At 54.8% G+C, this 20871-nt stretch carries 17 protein-coding genes, 4 tRNA genes and 1 rRNA gene; all 22 read left to right on the top strand.

Features of this window, described 5'->3' with window-relative positions:
- The first annotated feature begins 143 nt into the window (after positions 1–143).
- Positions 144–259, top strand: a 5S ribosomal RNA gene (gene rrf, locus GJU48_RS21915).
- Between the two features lie 166 nt (positions 260–425).
- The gene (birA, locus tag GJU48_RS21910) at positions 426–1385 is read left to right on the top strand and encodes a bifunctional biotin--[acetyl-CoA-carboxylase] ligase/biotin operon repressor BirA (RefSeq protein WP_094950479.1); all 960 of its coding nucleotides are present in this window, start codon (positions 426–428) and stop codon (positions 1383–1385) included.
- The gene (locus tag GJU48_RS21905) at positions 1375–2124 is read left to right on the top strand and encodes a pantothenate kinase (protein WP_094950478.1); all 750 of its coding nucleotides are present in this window, start codon (positions 1375–1377) and stop codon (positions 2122–2124) included. Before birA ends, GJU48_RS21905 begins: the two co-directional genes overlap by 11 nt.
- Before the next feature lie 7 nt (positions 2125–2131).
- Positions 2132–2578, top strand: a complete 447-nt coding sequence (locus GJU48_RS21900) for a hypothetical protein (protein WP_094950477.1) — start codon at positions 2132–2134, stop codon at positions 2576–2578.
- A gap of 142 nt (positions 2579–2720) precedes the next feature.
- Positions 2721–2805, top strand: a tRNA-Tyr gene (locus GJU48_RS21895).
- Positions 2806–2829: 24 nt separating this feature from the next.
- A tRNA-Gly gene (locus tag GJU48_RS21890) sits at positions 2830–2903 on the top strand.
- 26 nt (positions 2904–2929) lie between these two features.
- A tRNA-Thr gene (locus GJU48_RS21885) sits at positions 2930–3005 on the top strand.
- A 161-nt stretch (positions 3006–3166) separates the two neighbouring features.
- A tRNA-Trp gene (locus GJU48_RS21880) sits at positions 3167–3242 on the top strand.
- Between the two features lie 45 nt (positions 3243–3287).
- A complete protein-coding gene (gene secE / locus GJU48_RS21875) occupies positions 3288–3656 on the top strand; it encodes a preprotein translocase subunit SecE (RefSeq protein ID WP_094950476.1) in 369 nt (122 codons plus the stop codon).
- A gap of 9 nt (positions 3657–3665) precedes the next feature.
- Positions 3666–4199, top strand: coding sequence for a transcription termination/antitermination protein NusG (gene nusG / locus GJU48_RS21870; RefSeq protein ID WP_094950475.1), 534 nt, complete (start codon positions 3666–3668; stop codon positions 4197–4199).
- A gap of 117 nt (positions 4200–4316) precedes the next feature.
- Complete coding sequence (rplK, locus tag GJU48_RS21865; protein ID WP_003210097.1) at positions 4317–4748, top strand: 50S ribosomal protein L11; 432 nt, start codon at positions 4317–4319, stop codon at positions 4746–4748.
- Positions 4748–5443, top strand: coding sequence for a 50S ribosomal protein L1 (gene rplA / locus GJU48_RS21860; protein WP_003232403.1), 696 nt, complete (start codon positions 4748–4750; stop codon positions 5441–5443). The genes rplK and rplA overlap by 1 nt, the downstream gene beginning before the upstream one ends.
- 199 nt (positions 5444–5642) lie before the next feature.
- Positions 5643–6143, top strand: a complete 501-nt coding sequence (rplJ, locus tag GJU48_RS21855; RefSeq protein WP_056861893.1) for a 50S ribosomal protein L10 — start codon at positions 5643–5645, stop codon at positions 6141–6143.
- Between the two features lie 78 nt (positions 6144–6221).
- On the top strand, positions 6222–6587 hold the full coding sequence (gene rplL, locus GJU48_RS21850) for a 50S ribosomal protein L7/L12 (protein ID WP_094950474.1): 366 nt from the start codon (positions 6222–6224) through the stop codon (positions 6585–6587).
- A gap of 220 nt (positions 6588–6807) precedes the next feature.
- A complete protein-coding gene (gene rpoB / locus GJU48_RS21845; RefSeq protein ID WP_094950473.1) occupies positions 6808–10881 on the top strand; it encodes a DNA-directed RNA polymerase subunit beta in 4074 nt (1357 codons plus the stop codon).
- 64 nt (positions 10882–10945) lie between these two features.
- On the top strand, positions 10946–15145 hold the full coding sequence (rpoC, locus tag GJU48_RS21840) for a DNA-directed RNA polymerase subunit beta' (RefSeq protein WP_094950472.1): 4200 nt from the start codon (positions 10946–10948) through the stop codon (positions 15143–15145).
- 217 nt (positions 15146–15362) lie between these two features.
- Positions 15363–15734, top strand: coding sequence for a 30S ribosomal protein S12 (rpsL, locus tag GJU48_RS21835; protein ID WP_002555494.1), 372 nt, complete (start codon positions 15363–15365; stop codon positions 15732–15734).
- 118 nt (positions 15735–15852) lie between these two features.
- Positions 15853–16323 (top strand): 30S ribosomal protein S7, encoded by a 471-nt coding sequence (gene rpsG, locus GJU48_RS21830; RefSeq protein WP_002555493.1) that lies wholly within the window; start codon positions 15853–15855, stop codon positions 16321–16323.
- 30 nt (positions 16324–16353) lie between these two features.
- Positions 16354–18459 carry an elongation factor G gene (gene fusA, locus GJU48_RS21825; protein WP_015886136.1) on the top strand — a complete coding sequence of 702 codons (2106 nt, stop codon included), beginning with the start codon at positions 16354–16356 and terminating at the stop codon, positions 18457–18459.
- 30 nt (positions 18460–18489) lie between these two features.
- A complete protein-coding gene (gene tuf, locus GJU48_RS21820; RefSeq protein ID WP_003176426.1) occupies positions 18490–19683 on the top strand; it encodes an elongation factor Tu in 1194 nt (397 codons plus the stop codon).
- Positions 19684–19842: 159 nt separating this feature from the next.
- The gene (rpsJ, locus tag GJU48_RS21815; protein ID WP_003186070.1) at positions 19843–20154 is read left to right on the top strand and encodes a 30S ribosomal protein S10; all 312 of its coding nucleotides are present in this window, start codon (positions 19843–19845) and stop codon (positions 20152–20154) included.
- An 81-nt stretch (positions 20155–20235) separates the two neighbouring features.
- Positions 20236–20871 (top strand): 50S ribosomal protein L3, encoded by a 636-nt coding sequence (gene rplC, locus GJU48_RS21810; RefSeq protein WP_003194649.1) that lies wholly within the window; start codon positions 20236–20238, stop codon positions 20869–20871.

The raw sequence follows: 20871 nt of genomic DNA, 5'->3' as shown, positions 1-20871 counted from the left end.
GGACTTGGAAACAAGTAGAAGCATCAGATTGGGGTGTGTGAAGACGATAGAACCGAAAGTTCGATCTCACAAAACACCGAAAGCTATCACATACCCAATTTGCTGAAGCGAGGCCATAAGGTCACGACTCAGTACCCGAATTTCTTGACGACCATAGAGCATTGGAACCACCTGATCCCATCCCGAACTCAGCAGTGAAACGATGCATCGCCGATGGTAGTGTGGGGTTTCCCCATGTGAGAGTAGGTCATCGTCAAGATTAAATTCCAGAACCCCTGTTTGCTAACGCAAACAGGGGTTTTGTTTTGGCGGTCGGAAAATGACCTGAAGGGCACGGCGCTCCTTTGATTTCTAGGCTCCAGCCTTTCTATGCAATGGCCTTATGCATGGCTATCATGCGTGCCTCATTGTGAGGCGATACTTGCATGCTGACGTTGTTAGAACTTCTGAAAGATGGCCGATTCCATTCCGGAGAAGCGCTGGGTGCCGCCTTGGGCGTCAGCCGCAGCGCTGTTTGGAAGCAGCTCCAGCATCTTGAGGCGGAGCTGAATCTGCCTATTCACAAAGTCCGTGGTAAGGGGTACCAGCTTGCTTCTCCGTTGGTGTTCTTGAATGCGGAAGAAATTGAAGCGAATACTGCTCTTTTGGCGTGGCCCGTTCATATCTCAGACTCTATTGACTCCACTAATGCCGAAGCTTTGCGCCTAGTCGACGCCGGCTACGCTGCACCATTTCTTGTGCTGGCGGAGCAGCAGACGGCGGGTAGGGGTAGGCGAGGCCGTAAGTGGGTAAGTCCGTTTGCTCAGAATGTCTATTACAGCCTTGTGTTGCGCATTGAAGGCGGGCTGCGGCAGCTGGAGGGCCTTAGTCTCGTTGTTGGCTTGGCGGTCATGCAGGCCCTGCGTGAGTTGGGTGTGCAGGGTGCGGCCTTGAAGTGGCCAAACGACGTTCTGGTTGGGCAGAAGAAAATTGCCGGTATCTTGCTTGAGTTGGTGGGAGATCCTGCTGACATTTGCCACGTTGTTCTCGGAATCGGCATTAACGTAAATATGCAGCAGGCTGCTGAGGTTGATCAGCAGTGGACCTCGGTACAGTTGGAGACAGGTTCTCCTGTCGACCGCAATCACTTGGTTGCACGGCTGTGTCTGCAGCTGCAAAGCCACCTGGAGCGGCACAAGGCCTTTGGCTTTGGTGCGCTTCAGGCTGAGTGGGAGCGAAATCATTTGTGGCAAGGTAGGGCTGTGTCCCTCATTGCGGGCGTCAACCAAATTGACGGGGTTGTGCTGGGGATCGATCACCAGGGCGCGCTGCGCCTGAATGTCGATGGTGTCGAGAAAATATATAGCGGTGGTGAGTTAAGCCTGAGGCTGCGTGATGATTCTTGAGCTCGACTGTGGGAATAGCTTTATCAAGTGGCGTGTGCTCGGCTCGGCGATAGCTAGTGCCTCTGCGGAAGGTATTGTTGGGTCGGATCTCGCGTTAATTGAAAGTTTGATCGCAATTCCGGGTCTGTTGCTGACGCGATGCCGCCTGGTGAGCGTCCGTGCCTCAGAAGAAACCGGAAAGCTTGTTGAGGCATTGCAAGAGGCCTTTGGTGTTACGGTGTCCTGCGCGGCCCCGGCGCGCGAAATGGCTGGGGTGCGCAATGGCTATGAAGAGTTCGAGCGCCTCGGGCTTGATCGCTGGTTAGCAATGCTGGGTGGGTTCAAGTTGGCGTCAGGTAATTGTCTGGTGCTCGACTTCGGTACCGCGGCGACTGCGGATTTTATTGCTACTGATGGTGAGCACCTCGGTGGTTTTATATGCCCAGGGATGCCTCTCATGCGCAGCCAGCTGCGGACGCACACCCGCAAGATTCGCTACGACGATGCAGCAGCCGAGCAGGCTATGGAGCGTCTTTCCCCGGGTCGGACGACCGTTGAGGCTGTTGAGCGCGGCTGTACGCTGATGCTCAGGGGGTTCGTATTGACTCAGCTGGAGCTGGCTCGGCGTTACTGGGGGGATGATTTCACGGTATTCCTGACTGGCGGGGATGCTGACCTGGTCTCGGACGCCGTACCGCAGGCTCGCTTCGTTCCTGATCTGGTTTTCGTCGGTCTGGCGATGGCGTGCCCTTTGTCCTGAGGTATTTATGCGTTGGCTGTTTTTGCTTTTGCTCGTTCTCAATGCCTTTTATTACATTTGGCATCAACAAGAGGCGCCGTTGCGGGCCAAGGATGTTACTCCGCTGAGCCTCTATCGCGGCTCCCAGCAGGACATTCGGCTGTTGAGCGAATCTGCTGATTCGGTGGTCCGCCGTGATCGAGCAAAAGCCCCGGATCTGCAAAATACCTGCTTGTACATCGGTGGCTTTGCTGACCAGCGGCAAGCACTGTCGCTTGAGCAGCGCCTTACAAGCCTGGATATAAAGGTCAAGGTGCAACAGCTGAATGCACCTGACGCTTCCGGCTACTGGCTCCGTGTGGCCCCTGAAAGCAGGCGCCTGGCTGACGATCTACCCTTTGAAAACCTTGCTAAGGAATTCAATGAGTTAAAACATAAAATAATGTTGTGCGAAGGCGTTGCAACTGTCGAATAGTTTGCATAGAATGGCGCCCGCTTCGCAGTGAAGACCTTTACGGTCTACAGCGTGAAGCGAAGGTCAACGCAGCTAACCTCATATTTTTAATGAGAAAATGCTTGACAGAAGGTCGGCGTGATGTAGAATGTCGGCTCGCTTAGGAGGGGTTCCCGAGCGGCCAAAGGGATCAGACTGTAAATCTGACGTCTACGACTTCGAAGGTTCGAATCCTTCCCCCTCCACCATTTTTAGCGTGAGCTGCAAGCTCCGCGGGTATAGTTTAGTGGTAGAACCTCAGCCTTCCAAGCTGATGATGCGGGTTCGATTCCCGCTACCCGCTCCAAGTTTGCAGGTTGTGCATGGTGTTTTGCTCTTGTAGCTCAGTTGGTAGAGCACACCCTTGGTAAGGGTGAGGTCAGCGGTTCAAATCCGCTCAAGAGCTCCATATAACAAGGCAGATATGAAAATATCTGCCTTTGTTTTAACAGCTGCCTCGGCTTGATGGTGTTGTGCTCGGCTTTGATGTTGGGCGATTTCAAGTCTCTTGGGGTTGGTTGTTGTAAAGTCTTTTTCAGGCCTGCATAATGGTCGGCCTGATTTTGTTTTAGGTCAGTAGCTCAATTGGCAGAGCGACGGTCTCCAAAACCGTAGGTTGGGGGTTCGATTCCCTCCTGACCTGCCAGATTCACGTGGTGTGTCTGGCTTTCTTTTCACAGGATCTTCATAGATGACTCCTAAGGCTGAAGCTCAAAGCTCTCGTTTCGATCTGGTCAAGTGGCTTGCTGTAGTCGCATTGGTGGTCGTAGGCGTTGTTGGCAATCAGTACTGCTCTGCTTCGCCGATCCTGTACCGCGTACTCGCTTTGCTTGCTCTTGCTGCTGTAGCTGCCTTTGTAGGCCTGCAGACTGCCAAAGGCAAGTCTTTCGCAGTCCTGGTAAAGGAAGCTCGCACAGAAATCCGTAAAGTCGTTTGGCCGACTCGCCAAGAAACCACGCAGACCACGTTGATTGTTGTGGCTGTTGTTCTGGTTATGGCGTTGCTGTTGTGGGGGCTTGATTCCCTGCTCGGCTGGCTTGTTTCCTTGATTGTTGGCTAAGGGTGTCCCGTGGCTAAGCGTTGGTACGTTGTGCATGCTTACTCGGGTTACGAGAAGCATGTCATGCGCTCTTTGCTAGAGCGCGTAAAGCTGGCAGGCATGGAAGGTGGCTTCGGCGAAATTCTGGTTCCCACTGAAGAAGTGGTTGAAATGCGGAATGGTCAGAAGCGCAAAAGCGAACGCAAGTTCTTCCCTGGCTACGTGCTGGTTCAGATGGACATGAATGAAGGTACTTGGCATTTGGTCAAGGATACTCCTCGTGTCATGGGTTTCATCGGCGGTACTGCTGATAAACCTGCTGCGATCACTGACAAAGAGGCGGAAGCAATTCTGCGTCGTGTTGCTGATGGTAGCGACAAGCCTAAGCCGAAGACGTTGTTCGAGCCGGGTGAGGTTGTTCGTGTCACAGATGGTCCGTTTGCTGATTTCAACGGGACTGTCGAAGAAGTTAACTACGAAAAGAGCCGGATCCAAGTGGCAGTGCTCATTTTCGGTCGCTCTACTCCGGTAGAGTTGGAGTTCAGCCAGGTCGAGAAGGTCTAGCTGAGCAAGCATCCCAACCCCGCAGCCCTAGGCTGTGGGGTTTTGTCGTCACTGGGATAAACGCGCAAGTAACCGGGGAGCCTTTCGAGGCGTTTGAACCCGTAATTGGAGTGCCTCATGGCCAAGAAGATTACCGCTTACATCAAGCTGCAAGTGAAGGCCGCTCAGGCCAACCCAAGTCCACCTGTCGGCCCAGCTCTGGGTCAGCACGGCGTGAACATCATGGAATTCTGCAAGGCCTTCAACGCCCGTACTCAGGGTATTGAGCCAGGTCTGCCGACTCCAGTGATCATCACTGTATATAGCGACCGTAGCTTCACTTTCGAAACCAAGTCGACCCCGGCTTCGGTTTTGTTGAAGAAGGCTGCTGGTCTGACTAGCGGTTCCGCTCGTCCTAACACCGTTAAGGTTGGCACCGTAACTCGTGCTCAGCTGGAAGAAATCGCGAAAACCAAAAACGCGGATCTGACTGCAGCTGATATGGATGCAGCCGTGCGTACCATCGCCGGTTCTGCTCGTAGCATGGGCCTTAACGTGGAGGGTGTGTAATGGCTAAGCTGACCAAGCGCCAAAAGGCTATCGCCGGCAAAATCGAAGCAGGCAAGGCCTACAACTTTGTAGACGCTGCTGCCCTGCTGACCGAGCTGTCGACTGTCAAGTTCAGCGAGTCCGTTGACGTTGCTGTAAACCTGGGTGTTGACCCACGTAAATCCGACCAGGTCGTTCGTAGCGCTACTGTGCTGCCACACGGTACTGGCAAGACTGTACGTGTTGCTGTCTTCACTCAAGGCCCGGCAGCTGAAGCTGCTCTGGCCGCCGGCGCAGACCGCGTTGGTATGGACGACCTGGCTGCCGAAATGAAAGGCGGCGACCTGAACTACGACGTAGTCATTGCTTCCCCGGATGCAATGCGCGTTGTAGGTCAGTTGGGTCAGATCCTCGGTCCACGCGGTCTGATGCCTAACCCTAAAGTTGGCACCGTAACGCCAGACGTAGCTACCGCGGTTAAAAACGCCAAGGCTGGTCAGGTTCGTTATCGCACCGACAAAAACGGCATCATTCACACCTCCGTTGGCAAAGTCGGCTTCGACGCCGTCAAGCTGAAGGAAAACGTTGAAGCCCTGATCGCTGATCTGAAGCGTATCAAGCCAGCTTCCTCGAAAGGTATCTACGTCAAGCGCGTTACCCTGAGCACCACTATGGGCCCAGGTCTGGTCATCGACCAAGGCTCGCTGGACGTATAAGACACAGATTGGCGCGAGAGATCGCGCTAATTGAAAAAATTGGGGTCCCTGCCTGGCGGGGGCTATCCAAGACCGTAGGCGGCGTAAGCCTTAAACCAAAAGCCTACGCAGATGGTGCTCCCGGTTCCTTACCGAATCAGACACCAAAACGACATCCGGCTTCGGCCAGATGAAACGGTAACAAGCAGGAGTTAAACCCGTGGCAATTAATCTCGAAGACAAGAAGGCCATCGTCGCTGAAGTCAACGAGGCTGCCAAAGCTGCTCTGTCCGCTGTCGTGGCTGATGCCCGTGGTGTGACAGTAAGCGCTATGACCGGACTCCGTAAAGAGGCTCGTGAAGCTGGCGTATACGTACGTGTTGTGCGTAATACCCTGCTCAAACGCGCTGTTGCAGACACTGAATACAGTGTTCTCAACGACGTGTTCACTGGCCCGACTCTGATTGCGTTCTCCAAAGATCATCCAGGCGCTGCTGCCCGTTTGTTCAAAGAATTCGCTAAGAGTCAGGATAAGTTCGAGATCAAGGCAGCTGCGTTCGAGGGCAAGTTCCTCGCAGCTAACCAAATCGACGTACTGGCAACACTGCCGACCCGTAACGAAGCTATTTCTCAGCTGATGAGCGTGATTCAAGGCGCTACCAGCAAGTTGGCTCGTACTCTGGCCGCAGTTCGCGAGCAAAAAGAAGCTGCCGCAGCCTAAGGCTGAGCAACCTCTCTCGCGTTTTTTTGTTTATTTCGATGGCCGCGTAGGCCGTCCCCCAATTCAGGAAATACAGCAATGTCTATCTCCCAAGACGATATCCTCAACGCCGTAGCTGAAATGTCGGTTCTGCAGGTTGTTGAGCTGATCAAAGCTTTCGAAGAAAAATTCGGCGTTTCCGCTGCCGCTGCTTCTGCTGGCCCAGCTGTTGCTGCTGTTGCTGCTGAAGAACAAACCGAATTCAACGTTATGCTGTTGGAATCCGGCGAGAAGAAAGTAAACGTGATCAAGGCAGTACGTGAACTGACCGGTCTGGGCCTGAAAGAAGCCAAGGCTGTAGTTGACGCTGCTCCAGGCATGGTTCTGGAAGCCGTATCGAAAGACGCAGCTGACAAAGCCAAAGCTGCTTTGGAAGAAGCAGGCGCTAAAGTCGAGCTGAAGTAAGCATCGACCTTGCGTCTCCAGCCCAAGCGTTAAGCTGAAGGCTGATGGCTGGTGGCTCTTGCCACCGGCCTTTTTCCGTTGTTGGCTGTCGACTCGGTCGCCGCCATTAACGTGCTGTAGCCACCCGATGCGGTGGTGCAAACCATGGGGTTTGCGAGATTTTCTGGCTGCTCCCGTCGGGAGGGGCCAAACAAGCAGGTGACCAAGCTGGGGAACGCTGATGGCTTACTCATATACTGAGAAAAAACGTATCCGCAAGGACTTTAGCAAGTTGCCGGACGTCATGGATGTCCCGTACCTTCTGGCTATCCAGCTGGATTCGTATCGTGAATTCTTGCAAGCGGGAGCGACTAAAGATCAGTTCCGCGACGTGGGCCTGCATGCGGCCTTCAAATCCGTTTTCCCGATCATCAGCTACTCCGGCAATGCTGCGCTGGAGTACGTGGGTTATCGCCTGGGCGAACCGGCATTTGATGTCAAAGAATGCGTGTTACGCGGTGTTACGTACGCCGTACCTTTGCGGGTAAAAGTCCGTCTGATCATTTTCGACAAAGAATCGTCGAACAAAGCGATCAAGGACATCAAAGAGCAAGAAGTCTACATGGGCGAAATCCCACTGATGACTGAAAACGGTACCTTCGTTATCAACGGTACTGAGCGCGTTATCGTTTCCCAGCTGCACCGTTCCCCGGGCGTGTTCTTCGACCACGACCGCGGCAAGACGCACAGCTCCGGTAAGCTCCTGTACTCCGCGCGGATCATTCCGTACCGCGGCTCGTGGTTGGACTTCGAGTTCGACCCGAAAGACTGCGTGTTCGTGCGTATCGACCGTCGTCGTAAGCTGCCGGCCTCGGTACTGCTGCGCGCGCTCGGCTATACCACTGAGCAAGTGCTGGATGCTTTCTACACCACCAACGTATTCAGCCTGAAGGATGAAACCCTCAGCCTGGAACTGATTGCTTCGCGTCTGCGTGGTGAAATTGCTGTCCTGGACATCCAGGATGAGAATGGCAAGGTCATCGTTGAGGCTGGTCGCCGTATTACTGCGCGCCACATCAACCAGATCGAAAAAGCCGGTATCAAGTCGCTGGATGTGCCTCTGGACTACGTTTTGGGCCGCACCACCGCCAAGGTCATCGTTCACCCAGCTACAGGCGAAATCCTGGCTGAGTGCAACACCGAGCTGAACACCGAGATCCTGGCGAAAATCGCCAAGGCTCAGGTTGTTCGCATCGAGACCCTGTACACCAACGACATCGACTGCGGTCCGTTCGTCTCCGACACACTGAAGATCGACTCCACCAGCAACCAATTGGAAGCGCTGGTCGAGATCTATCGCATGATGCGTCCTGGTGAGCCACCAACCAAAGACGCTGCCGAGACCCTGTTCAATAACCTGTTCTTCAGCCCTGAGCGCTATGACCTGTCTGCGGTCGGCCGGATGAAGTTCAACCGTCGTATCGGTCGTACCGAGATCGAAGGTTCGGGCGTGTTGTGCAAGGAAGACATCGTCGCGGTACTGAAGACCCTGGTCGACATCCGTAACGGTAAAGGCATCGTCGATGACATCGACCACCTGGGTAACCGTCGTGTTCGCTGCGTAGGCGAAATGGCCGAGAACCAGTTCCGCGTTGGCCTGGTACGTGTTGAGCGTGCGGTCAAAGAGCGTCTGTCGATGGCTGAAAGCGAAGGCCTGATGCCGCAAGACCTGATCAACGCCAAGCCAGTGGCTGCAGCGGTGAAAGAGTTCTTCGGTTCCAGCCAGCTCTCGCAGTTCATGGACCAGAACAACCCGCTCTCCGAGATCACCCACAAGCGCCGTGTTTCCGCACTGGGCCCGGGCGGTCTGACCCGTGAGCGTGCAGGCTTTGAAGTTCGTGACGTACACCCGACGCACTACGGTCGTGTTTGCCCGATCGAAACGCCGGAAGGTCCGAACATCGGCCTGATCAACTCCCTGGCCGCTTATGCGCGCACTAACCAGTACGGCTTCCTCGAGAGCCCGTACCGTGTAGTGAAAGACGCTCTGGTCACCGACGAGATCGTGTTCCTGTCTGCCATCGAAGAAGCTGATCACGTGATCGCTCAGGCTTCGGCCACGATGAACGATAAGAAAATGCTGATCGACGAGCTGGTCGCTGTTCGTCACTTGAACGAGTTCACCGTCAAGGCGCCGGAAGACGTCACCTTGATGGACGTATCGCCGAAGCAGGTAGTTTCGGTTGCAGCGTCGCTGATCCCGTTCCTGGAACACGATGACGCCAACCGTGCGTTGATGGGTTCCAACATGCAGCGTCAAGCTGTACCCACCCTGCGCGCTGACAAGCCGCTGGTAGGTACCGGCATGGAGCGTAACGTAGCCCGTGACTCCGGCGTTTGCGTCGTGGCTCGTCGTGGCGGCGTGATCGACTCCGTTGATGCCAGCCGTATCGTGGTTCGTGTTGCCGATGACGAAGTTGAAACTGGCGAAGCCGGTGTCGACATCTACAACCTGACCAAATACACCCGCTCCAACCAGAACACCTGCATCAACCAGCGTCCGCTGGTGAGCAAGGGTGATCGGGTTCAGCGCAGCGACATCATGGCTGACGGTCCTTCCACCGATATGGGTGAGCTGGCACTGGGTCAGAACATGCGCATCGCGTTCATGGCCTGGAACGGTTACAACTTCGAAGACTCCATCTGCCTGTCCGAGCGTGTGGTTCAGGAAGATCGCTTCACCACGATCCACATTCAGGAACTGACCTGTGTGGCACGTGACACCAAGCTTGGGCCAGAGGAAATCACTGCAGACATCCCGAACGTGGGTGAAGCTGCACTGAACAAGCTGGACGAAGCGGGTATCGTTTACGTAGGTGCTGAAGTTGGCGCGGGCGACATTCTGGTAGGTAAGGTCACTCCGAAAGGCGAGACCCAACTGACTCCGGAAGAGAAGCTGTTGCGTGCCATCTTCGGTGAAAAAGCCAGCGACGTTAAAGACACCTCCCTGCGTGTACCTACCGGTACCAAGGGTACTGTCATCGACGTACAGGTCTTCACCCGTGACGGCGTTGAGCGTGATGCTCGTGCACTGTCCATCGAGAAGACTCAACTCGACGAGATCCGCAAGGACCTGAACGAAGAGTTCCGTATCGTTGAAGGCGCGACCTTCGAACGTCTGCGTTCCGCTCTGGTAGGCCACAAGGCCGAAGGCGGCGCAGGTCTGAAGAAAGGTCAGGACATCACCGACGAAATCCTCGACGGTCTTGAGCACGGCCAGTGGTTCAAACTGCGCATGGCTGAAGATGCTCTGAACGAGCAGCTCGAGAAGGCCCAGGCCTACATCGTTGATCGTCGCCGTCTGCTGGACGACAAGTTCGAAGACAAGAAGCGCAAACTGCAGCAGGGCGATGACCTGGCTCCAGGCGTGCTGAAAATCGTCAAGGTTTACCTGGCAATCCGTCGCCGCATCCAACCGGGCGACAAGATGGCCGGTCGTCACGGTAACAAAGGTGTGGTCTCCGTGATCATGCCGGTTGAAGACATGCCGCACGATGCCAATGGCACCCCGGTCGACGTCGTCCTCAACCCGTTGGGCGTACCTTCGCGTATGAACGTTGGTCAGATCCTTGAAACCCACCTGGGCCTCGCGGCCAAAGGTCTGGGTGAGAAGATCAACCGTATGATCGAAGAGCAGCGCAAGGTCGCAGACCTGCGCAAGTTCCTGCACGAGATCTACAACGAGATCGGCGGTCGCAACGAAGAGCTGGACACCTTCACCGACCAGGAAATCCTGGATCTGGCGAAGAACCTGCGCGGCGGCGTTCCAATGGCTACCCCGGTGTTCGACGGTGCCAAGGAAAGCGAAATCAAGGCCATGCTGAAACTGGCAGACCTGCCAGAAAGCGGCCAGATGCAGCTGTTCGACGGCCGTACCGGCAACAAGTTTGAGCGCCCGGTTACTGTTGGCTACATGTACATGCTGAAGCTGAACCACTTGGTAGACGACAAGATGCACGCTCGTTCTACCGGTTCGTACAGCCTGGTTACCCAGCAGCCGCTGGGTGGTAAGGCTCAGTTCGGTGGTCAGCGTTTCGGGGAGATGGAGGTCTGGGCACTGGAAGCATACGGTGCTGCTTACACTCTGCAAGAAATGCTCACAGTGAAGTCGGACGATGTGAACGGTCGGACCAAGATGTACAAAAACATCGTGGACGGCGATCACCGTATGGAGCCGGGCATGCCCGAGTCCTTCAACGTGTTGATCAAAGAAATTCGTTCCCTCGGCATCGATATCGATCTGGAAACCGAATAACACGTGACGCGAATCGAGAGCGGGGCTGTTTAGCCCGCTCTCTGCTCCGCCAGGAGGAAAGGCCTTGAAAGACCTACTGAATTTGCTGAAAAACCAGGGTCAAGTCGAAGAGTTCGACGCCATCCGTATTGGATTGGCATCGCCTGAGATGATCCGTTCGTGGTCGTTCGGTGAAGTTAAAAAGCCGGAAACCATCAACTACCGTACGTTCAAACCTGAGCGTGACGGCCTGTTCTGCGCCAAGATCTTTGGCCCGGTAAAGGATTACGAGTGCCTGTGCGGTAAGTACAAGCGCTTGAAGCACCGTGGTGTGATCTGCGAGAAGTGCGGCGTTGAAGTTGCGCTGGCTAAAGTTCGTCGTGAGCGCATGGCGCACATCGAACTGGCTTCGCCGGTTGCCCACATCTGGTTCCTGAAATCGCTGCCGTCCCGTATCGGCTTGCTGATGGACATGACCCTGCGTGATATCGAACGCGTTCTCTACTTCGAGAGCTATGTCGTTATCGATCCAGGCATGACCACCCTTGAAAAAGGTCAGCTGCTGAACGACGAGCAGTACTTCGAAGCGCTGGAAGAGTTCGGCGATGACTTTGATGCCCGCATGGGTGCTGAAGCCGTCCGCGAACTGCTGCACGCTATCGACTTGGAACACGAGATTGGCCGTCTGCGTGAAGAAATTCCGCAAACCAACTCCGAAACCAAGATCAAGAAACTGTCCAAGCGTCTGAAGTTGATGGAAGCCTTCCAGGGTTCCGGCAACTTGCCAGAATGGATGGTGCTGACCGTTCTGCCGGTTCTGCCGCCAGACCTGCGTCCGCTGGTACCGTTGGACGGTGGTCGTTTCGCGACGTCCGACCTCAACGACCTGTACCGCCGCGTGATCAACCGTAACAACCGCTTGAAGCGCCTGCTTGATCTGTCCGCTCCGGACATCATCGTGCGCAACGAAAAGCGTATGTTGCAAGAAGCTGTCGATGCCCTGCTCGACAACGGTCGTCGTGGCCGCGCTATCACCGGTTCCAACAAGCGTCCTCTGAAATCCTTGGCTGACATGATCAAGGGTAAGCAAGGTCGTTTCCGTCAGAACTTGCTCGGTAAGCGTGTTGACTACTCCGGTCGTTCGGTAATTACCGTAGGCCCGACCCTGCGTCTGCACCAGTGCGGTCTGCCTAAGAAGATGGCACTTGAGCTGTTCAAGCCGTTCATCTTTGGCAAGCTGGAAATGCGCGGTCTCGCGACCACGATCAAAGCGGCCAAGAAAATGGTCGAGCGCGAACTGCCAGAGGTTTGGGACGTTCTCGCCGAAGTAATTCGCGAACACCCGGTTCTCCTCAACCGTGCACCGACCCTTCACCGTCTTGGTATCCAGGCGTTTGAACCGGTACTGATCGAAGGTAAGGCTATCCAGCTGCACCCTCTGGTCTGTGCTGCGTACAACGCCGACTTCGACGGCGACCAAATGGCCGTGCACGTACCGCTGACACTGGAAGCCCAGTTGGAAGCGCGTGCGTTGATGATGTCGACCAACAACATTCTGTCGCCAGCCAACGGTGAGCCAATCATCGTTCCGTCGCAGGACGTTGTATTGGGTCTGTACTACATGACGCGTGAAGCGATCAACGCTAAAGGCGAAGGTCGTGTGTTCGCTGACCTGCAAGAAGTTGACCGTGTGTTCCGTGCCGGCGAAGCCGCACTGCACGCCAAGGTCAAAGTGCGGATCAACGAAACCGTCAACGACCGTGACGGCGGCAGCGTGAGCGGCACCCGTATCGTCGACACCACTGTCGGCCGTGCGCTGTTGTATCAAGTTGTGCCAAAAGGCCTGTCGTACGACGTCGTTAACTTGCCGATGAAGAAAAAGGCGATCTCCAAGCTGATCAACCAGTGCTACCGCGTGGTTGGTTTGAAAGAGACCGTAATCTTCGCTGACCAGTTGATGTACACCGGTTTTGCTTACTCGACCATTTCCGGCGTTTCCATCGGTGTTAACGACTTCGTTATCCCGGATGAAAAAGCCCAGATCATCAGTGCTGCTACCGATGAAGTGAAAGAAATCGAGAGCCAGTACGCCTCCGGCCTGGTAACCCAGGGCGAGAAGTACAACAAAGTGATCGACCTTTGGTCCAAGGCCAACGACGAAGTGTCGAAGGCGATGATGGCTAACCTCTCGAAAGAGAAGGTTATCGACCGTCACGGCGTAGAAGTCGATCAAGAGTCTTTCAACTCGATGTACATGATGGCCGACTCGGGCGCACGGGGTTCTGCTGCGCAGATCCGTCAGCTCGCCGGTATGCGTGGCCTGATGGCCAAGCCGGACGGTTCCATCATCGAAACGCCGATTACTGCGAACTTCCGTGAAGGTTTGAGCGTACTTCAGTACTTCATCTCGACTCACGGTGCTCGTAAAGGTCTGGCGGATACCGCGTTGAAAACCGCTAACTCCGGTTACCTGACTCGTCGTCTGGTAGACGTTGCGCAAGACTTGGTTGTGACTGAAGTTGACTGCGGTACCGAACACGGTCTGCTGATGACTCCGCACATCGAAGGCGGCGACGTTGTAGAGCCGTTGGGTGAGCGCGTACTGGGTCGAGTAATCGCCCGTGACGTATTCAAGCCAGGTACCGAGGAAATTATCGTTCCTGCCGGCACCTTGGTAGACGAGAAGTGGGTCGAGTTCATCGAGCTCAACAGCATCGACGAAGTGATTGTTCGCTCGCCGATCAGCTGCGAAACCCGCTACGGCATTTGTGCCAAGTGCTACGGCCGTGACTTGGCCCGTGGTCACCAGGTGAACATCGGTGAAGCGGTCGGCGTTATTGCTGCCCAGTCCATCGGTGAGCCGGGTACCCAGCTGACCATGCGTACGTTCCACATTGGTGGTGCGGCAAGCCGGACCTCCGCAGCCGACAGCGTTCAGGTGAAGAATGGCGGTACCGTCCGTCTGCACAACCTGAAGCATGTTGAGCGAGTGGATGGTTGCCTGGTTGCTGTGTCCCGTTCCGGTGAGCTGGCGATCGCTGATGACTACGGTCGTGAGCGTGAGCGTTACAAGCTGCCGTACGGTGCTGTGATTTCGGTTAAAGAAGGTGACAAGGTCGACGCTGGCGCAATCGTGGCCAAGTGGGATCCGCACACTCACCCAATCGTTACCGAAATGAAAGGTACCGTGACCTACGTGGGCATGGAAGAAGGCATCACGATCAAGCGTCAGACTGACGAATTGACCGGTATGACCAACATTGAAGTACTCGACGCGAAAGATCGTCCAGCTGCCGGTAAAGACATCCGTCCTGCCGTTAAGATGGTCGATGACAACGGCAAGGACTTGTTGCTGCCAGGCACTGACGTAATCGCTCAGTACTTCCTGCCAGCCAACGCCCTTGTCGGTGTAGCGGATGGTGCGAAGATCGCGATCGGTGATGTTATCGCGCGTATCCCGCAAGAAACTTCGAAGACCCGTGACATCACCGGTGGTCTGCCGCGTGTTGCCGACTTGTTCGAAGCTCGTCGTCCGAAAGAAGCGTCGATTCTGGCTGAAGTCAGCGGCACCATCGCGTTCGGTAAAGAGACCAAAGGCAAGCGCCGTCTGGTCATTACCCCGAACGACGGTAGCGATCCGTACGAAGAGCTGATTCCGAAGTGGCGTCACCTGAACGTCTTCGAAGGCGAACAGGTAAACCGCGGCGAAGTTATCTCCGACGGCCCAAGCGATCCACACGACATCCTGCGTCTGCTGGGTGTGAGTGCGCTGGCCAAGTACATCGTTAACGAGATCCAGGACGTTTATCGTCTGCAAGGCGTGAAGATCAACGATAAGCACATCGAGACCATCCTGCGTCAGATGCTGCGTAAAGTTGAAATCGCTGAATCCGGCGATTCCAGTTTCATCAAGGGCGACCAGATGGAACTGACTCACGTACTGGTAGAGAACGAACGTCTGGGCGCGGAAGACAAATTTGTCTCCAAGTTCACTCGTGTGTTGCTGGGTATCACCAAGGCGTCGTTGTCCACTGAGTCGTTCATCTCGGCGGCCTCCTTCCAGGAGACCACTCGCGTACTGACCGAAGCAGCGGTAACCGGCAAGCGCGATTATCTGCGCGGCCTGAAAGAAAACGTGGTCGTGGGTCGTTTGATCCCGGCAGGTACCGGCTTGGCCTACCACAGCGAGCGTAAGCGCCGCCGTGAACTCGACAAGCCGCTGCGCGTAAGCGCCAGTGAAGTGGAAGCTGCACTGACCGAAGCGCTGAACTCAAGCGGTAACTGAGTTCTGCGATAGATAAGTCTGGGCCCTGGCAGCCCCCATTCGTCGGATCGAGGCAATTTTGCCCCGCTTCGATGAGAGGGGAGGTCGGGGCCTTGCCTTGACTGGGGGCAAGATCCTCTTTAGACTCTTGTACCCCTAAATTTGGCGGGAATTCGTTCCTGCCATTTTGCTTTTCTTGCAAGACAATAGCGTCGCAAGACAACAGTGGAGCTAGTAGATGGCAACTATCAACCAGCTGGTACGTCAGCCGCGTAAGCGTATCGTCGAGAAATCCGACGTACCTGCGCTGCAGAACTGCCCGCAACGTCGTGGCGTATGCACTCGCGTGTATACCACTACGCCGAAAAAACCTAACTCGGCACTGCGTAAAGTATGCCGTGTGCGTCTGACCAACGGTTTCGAGGTTTCCTCGTACATCGGCGGTGAAGGCCACAACCTGCAAGAGCACAGCGTGGTACTGATCCGCGGCGGTCGTGTAAAAGACTTGCCAGGTGTTCGTTACCACACCGTACGCGGCTCCTTGGATACTTCCGGCGTTAAAGGTCGTAACCAGGGTCGTTCGAAGTACGGTACCAAGAAGCCTAAGTAGTAGCGGCTTTTTGTAAACCTGAATCATCTTATTTTCTGAGTCGATAAGAGTAAGGTCGGAGGCGTCCCGAAAGGGCACTGATTCCGAGCGAACCTGAAGACCGTTTGAGGGCTTATCCATGCCAAGAAGACGCGTAGCAGCCAAGCGCGAAGTGCTTGACGATCCAAAATACGGAAGCCAAATTCTGGCCAAGTTCATGAACCACGTGATGGAAAGCGGCAAGAAAGCCGTTGCCGAGCGTATCGTTTATGGCGCGCTGGAAAAGGTTAAAGAACGCAAGAACAGCGACCCCCTGGAAATCTTCGAGAAAGCTCTCGACGCCATCGCTCCGCTGGTCGAAGTGAAGTCGCGCCGTGTAGGCGGTGCTACTTACCAGGTTCCGGTTGAAGTTCGCCCGTCCCGTCGTAATGCTCTGGCAATGCGCTGGTTGGTAGACTTCGCCCGTAAGCGCGGCGAGAAGTCTATGGCTCTGCGTTTGGCTGGCGAACTGTTGGACGCTGCTGAAGGTAAAGGTGCTGCTGTTAAGAAGCGTGAAGACGTGCACCGTATGGCTGAAGCTAACAAAGCTTTCTCGCACTACCGCTTCTAATCTTAGCTTCACTAATTTTGCGAGGGCTTTATGGCTCGTACTACTCCGATTAGCCGCTACCGTAACATCGGTATCGTTGCTCACGTGGATGCTGGTAAAACCACCACCACCGAGCGCGTGCTGTTTTACACCGGCAAAAGTCACAAGATGGGCGAGGTGCATGACGGCGCCGCGACCACAGACTGGATGGTTCAGGAGCAGGAGCGTGGTATTACCATTACTTCTGCTGCTATTACCGCCTTCTGGAAAGGTTCCGAGAAGCAGTACAAGGATGAGCACCGCTTCAACGTAATCGATACCCCGGGCCACGTAGACTTCACTATTGAAGTTGAGCGTTCCCTGCGCGTACTCGACGGCGCTGTCGTTGTGTTCTGCGGCACCTCGGGTGTTGAGCCTCAGTCGGAAACCGTATGGCGTCAAGCCAACAAATACGGCGTTCCACGTCTTGTTTACGTCAACAAGATGGACCGTGCTGGTGCGAACTTCCTGCGCGTGATCGGTCAGATCAAGCAGCGTCTGGGTCACACCCCGGTGCCAATCCAGTTGGCTATCGGTTCCGAAGACAACTTCCAAGGCCAGATCGATCTGCTGACCATGGAAGCTGTTTACTGGAACGATGCTGACAAGGGTATGGTTCCTGTTCGTAAGCCTATCCCTGCTGAACTGCAGGAACTGGCTGACGAATGGCGCAACAACATGGTTGAAGCTGCGGCCGAAGCCAACGAAGAGCTGATGAACAAGTACCTCGAAGGTGAAGAACTCACCAACGTGGAAATCAAGGCTGCTCTGCGTCAGCGTACTATTGCTGGTGAGATCGTCTTGGCTGTTTGCGGTTCGTCGTTCAAGAACAAGGGTGTTCCCCTGGTTCTCGATGCTGTGATCGACTACCTGCCTGCGCCAGTTGATATTCCTGCCATCAAGGGTACTGACCCGGATGACGAGACTATCGAGCTGGAGCGTCATGCAGACGATGCAGAACCGTTCTCTGCTCTGGCATTTAAAATTGCCACTGACCCATTCGTGGGTACCTTGACCTTCGTCCGTGTTTACTCGGGCGTGTTGAACTCCGGCGACGGCGTAATCAACTCGGTTAAAGGCAAGAAAGAGCGCGTGGGTCGTATGGTGCAAATGCACGCGAACGCCCGCGAAGAGATCAAGGAAGTGCGCGCTGGTGACATCGCGGCCTTGATCGGCATGAAGGACGTCACCACTGGTGAGACTTTGTGCAACGCTGACAAGCCAATCATCCTGGTTCGTATGGACTTCCCGGAGCCGGTTATTTCGGTTGCCGTGGAGCCTAAGACCAAGGATGACCAGGAAAAAATGGGTATCGCTCTGGGCAAACTTGCTCAGGAAGATCCATCTTTCCGCGTCAAGACTGATGAAGAGACTGGTCAAACGATCATCTCCGGCATGGGCGAGCTGCACCTGGACATCCTGGTTGACCGGATGCGCCGTGAGTTCAACGTCGAAGCCAACATCGGTAAGCCTCAGGTTTCCTATCGTGAGCGCATCACGAAGAACTGTGAAATCGAAGGCAAGTTCGTTCGTCAGTCCGGCGGTCGTGGTCAGTTCGGTCACTGCTGGATCCGTTTTGCTCCTGCTGACGAAGGTCAGGAAGGTCTGCAATTCGTGAACGAAGTAGTGGGTGGTGTTGTTCCTAAGGAATACATCCCTGCTATCCAGAAGGGTATCGAAGAGCAGATGAAGAACGGTGTTGTTGCCGGCTATCCGCTGATCGGCCTGAAAGCAACCGTTTTTGACGGTTCTTACCACGACGTCGACTCCAACGAGATGGCGTTTAAGGTGGCTGCTTCCATGGCAACCAAGCAACTGGCCCAGAAGGGCGGTGGTGAGTTGCTTGAGCCAATCATGGCGGTAGAAGTTGTTACACCTGAAGACTATATGGGTGATGTCATGGGCGACCTCAACCGTCGTCGCGGCATGATCTTGGGTATGGAAGACACGGTTTCCGGCAAAGTGATTCGCGCCGAGGTTCCGTTGGGTGAGATGTTCGGTTATGCGACCGACGTTCGCTCCATGTCTCAGGGTCGCGCAAGCTACTCTATGGAATTCAAAAAATACAACACAGCTCCGGCGCACATCGCTGAAACTGTATCCAAAAAACAAGGCTGATTCAGTCCTTTAGGCAAGGAGTTAATTGTCGTGGCTAAAGAAAAATTTGATCGTTCCCTACCGCACGTCAACGTTGGCACTATCGGTCACGTTGACCACGGTAAAACCACTCTGACTGCTGCTCTGACTCGCGTTTGCTCCGAAGTATTCGGTTCCGCAATCGTTGATTTCGATAAAATCGACAGCGCACCAGAAGAAAAAGCTCGTGGTATCACCATCAACACCGCGCACGTTGAATACAACTCGCTGATCCGTCACTACGCTCACGTTGACTGCCCAGGTCACGCTGACTATGTGAAGAACATGATCACCGGTGCTGCCCAGATGGACGGCGCGATCCTGGTTTGTTCGGCCGCTGATGGTCCGATGCCACAAACCCGTGAGCACATCCTGCTGTCCCGTCAGGTAGGCGTTCCGTACATCGTGGTTTACCTGAACAAGGCTGACCTGGTAGACGACGCTGAGCTGCTGGAACTGGTTGAGATGGAAGTGCGCGATCTGCTGAGCACTTACGACTTCCCAGGCGACGACACTCCGATCATCATCGGTTCTGCTCGTATGGCTCTGGAAGGCAAAGACGACAACGAAATGGGCACCACGTCCGTTCGTAAACTGGTTGAAACTCTGGACAGCTACATCCCAGATCCAGTTCGTGTTATCGACAAGCCGTTCCTGATGCCAATCGAAGACGTATTCTCGATCTCCGGTCGTGGTACTGTTGTGACTGGTCGTATCGAGCGCGGTATCGTTAAGGTTCAAGATCCACTGGAAATCGTTGGTCTGCGTGACACTACCGTCACCACCTGCACCGGTGTTGAAATGTTCCGTAAACTGCTCGACGAAGGTCGTGCTGGCGAGAACTGCGGCGTTCTGCTGCGTGGTACCAAGCGTGACGACGTTGAGCGTGGCCAGGTTCTGGTTAAGCCAGGTTCGGTTAAGCCGCACACCAAGTTCGAAGCTGAAGTGTACGTGCTGAGCAAAGAAGAAGGCGGTCGTCACACTCCGTTCTTCAAAGGCTACCGTCCACAGTTCTACTTCCGTACTACCGACGTTACTGGTAACTGCGAGCTGCCGGAAGGCGTAGAAATGGTAATGCCAGGCGACAACATCAAAATGGTTGTCACCCTGATCAAAACCATCGCTATGGAAGACGGTCTGCGCTTCGCAATCCGTGAAGGCGGCCGTACCGTTGGTGCTGGCGTTGTAGCTAAAATCATCGAGTAATTATCTCTTCTGAGATAGCCTTGATGTTTTGAGAAGGCCCCCGCTTAGCGGGGGCCTTTTTTATTGGGTTGACACCTATCTGGGCCGTCTATAGAATTGCGCCTCCTTTTAACGGGCGTATTGCGCTCGCTGGGAATAGCAGCCGGAGTCTGAAATCCAATGCAAAATCAGCAAATCCGTATCAGGTTGAAGGCTTTTGACCATCGCCTGATCGACCAATCCACCCAGGAAATCGTGGAAACCGCGAAACGTACTGGTGCTCAAGTGCGTGGTCCAATTCCACTGCCTACCCGTAAAGAGCGGTTCACCGTTCTGGTCTCCCCGCACGTCAACAAAGACGCGCGTGACCAGTACGAGATCCGTACTCATAAGCGCGTACTGGACATCGTCCAGCCAACGGATAAAACCGTTGATGCGCTTATGAAGCTTGATCTGGCGGCCGGTGTGGAAGTACAGATCAGCCTCGGCTAAGACTTGGGTCTTAGTCGTGTAACGCTCTGAAATGGGCGGCCATAGCGGGTGAAAGCCCCGTACACTCATGAGGTTTACAACATGACTATTGGTGTAGTCGGTCGTAAATGCGGTATGACCCGTATTTTCACCGAAGAAGGTGTCTCCATTCCGGTCACGGTCATTGAGATCGAGCCGAATCGCGTCACCCAGTTCAAAACTGAAGAAACCGATGGCTATCGTGCAGTGCAAGTCACTGTCGGCGAGCGTCGTGCTTCGCGCGTGACTGCTGCTCAAGCAGGTCACTTCGCTAAAGCAAACGTTGCAGCTGGTCGCACTGTTATGGAGTTCCGTCTTGAAGATGGCGACTACCAGGCTGGCGATCTGATCAACGCTGAAATCTTCGCCGCTGGTCAACTGGTTGATGTAACCGGTCAGTCCAAAGGTAAAGGCTTCCAGGGTACGATCAAGCGTTGGAATTTCCGTGGTCAAGACAACACTCACGGTAACTCCGTTTCCCACCGCGTCCCGGGCTCTATTGGCCAGTGCCAGACTCCTGGTCGTGTATTCAAGGGCAAAAAAATGTCCGGTCATATGGGCGCTGAGCGCGTGACCGTGCAGTCCCTCGAAGTAGTGCGCGTCGACGCTGAACGCAATCTGTTGTTGGTCAAGGGTGCTGTTCCTGGCGCTACTGGCGGCAACCTGGTTGTACGTCCAGCGGCCAAGGCTCGCGGTTAA

The organism is Pseudomonas sp. IB20 (assembly GCF_009707325.1).
GTDB lineage: Bacteria > Pseudomonadota > Gammaproteobacteria > Pseudomonadales > Pseudomonadaceae > Aquipseudomonas.
Note: the sequence above shows the minus strand (reverse complement) of the source record. Positions and strands in the feature narration are given on the sequence as shown.

Coding starts and splice junctions, on each gene's coding strand:
- GJU48_RS21905 (WP_094950478.1), top strand. CDS start 1,375: ATGATTCTTGAGCTCGACTGTGGGAATAGCTTTATCAAGTGGCGTGTG.
- rpsG (WP_002555493.1), top strand. CDS start 15,853: ATGCCAAGAAGACGCGTAGCAGCCAAGCGCGAAGTGCTTGACGATCCA.
- secE (WP_094950476.1), top strand. CDS start 3,288: ATGACTCCTAAGGCTGAAGCTCAAAGCTCTCGTTTCGATCTGGTCAAG.
- rplA (WP_003232403.1), top strand. CDS start 4,748: ATGGCTAAGCTGACCAAGCGCCAAAAGGCTATCGCCGGCAAAATCGAA.
- rpoB (WP_094950473.1), top strand. CDS start 6,808: ATGGCTTACTCATATACTGAGAAAAAACGTATCCGCAAGGACTTTAGC.
- rpsL (WP_002555494.1), top strand. CDS start 15,363: ATGGCAACTATCAACCAGCTGGTACGTCAGCCGCGTAAGCGTATCGTC.
- rplC (WP_003194649.1), top strand. CDS start 20,236: ATGACTATTGGTGTAGTCGGTCGTAAATGCGGTATGACCCGTATTTTC.
- GJU48_RS21900 (WP_094950477.1), top strand. CDS start 2,132: ATGCGTTGGCTGTTTTTGCTTTTGCTCGTTCTCAATGCCTTTTATTAC.
- fusA (WP_015886136.1), top strand. CDS start 16,354: ATGGCTCGTACTACTCCGATTAGCCGCTACCGTAACATCGGTATCGTT.
- birA (WP_094950479.1), top strand. CDS start 426: ATGCTGACGTTGTTAGAACTTCTGAAAGATGGCCGATTCCATTCCGGA.
- rplK (WP_003210097.1), top strand. CDS start 4,317: ATGGCCAAGAAGATTACCGCTTACATCAAGCTGCAAGTGAAGGCCGCT.
- rpsJ (WP_003186070.1), top strand. CDS start 19,843: ATGCAAAATCAGCAAATCCGTATCAGGTTGAAGGCTTTTGACCATCGC.
- rplL (WP_094950474.1), top strand. CDS start 6,222: ATGTCTATCTCCCAAGACGATATCCTCAACGCCGTAGCTGAAATGTCG.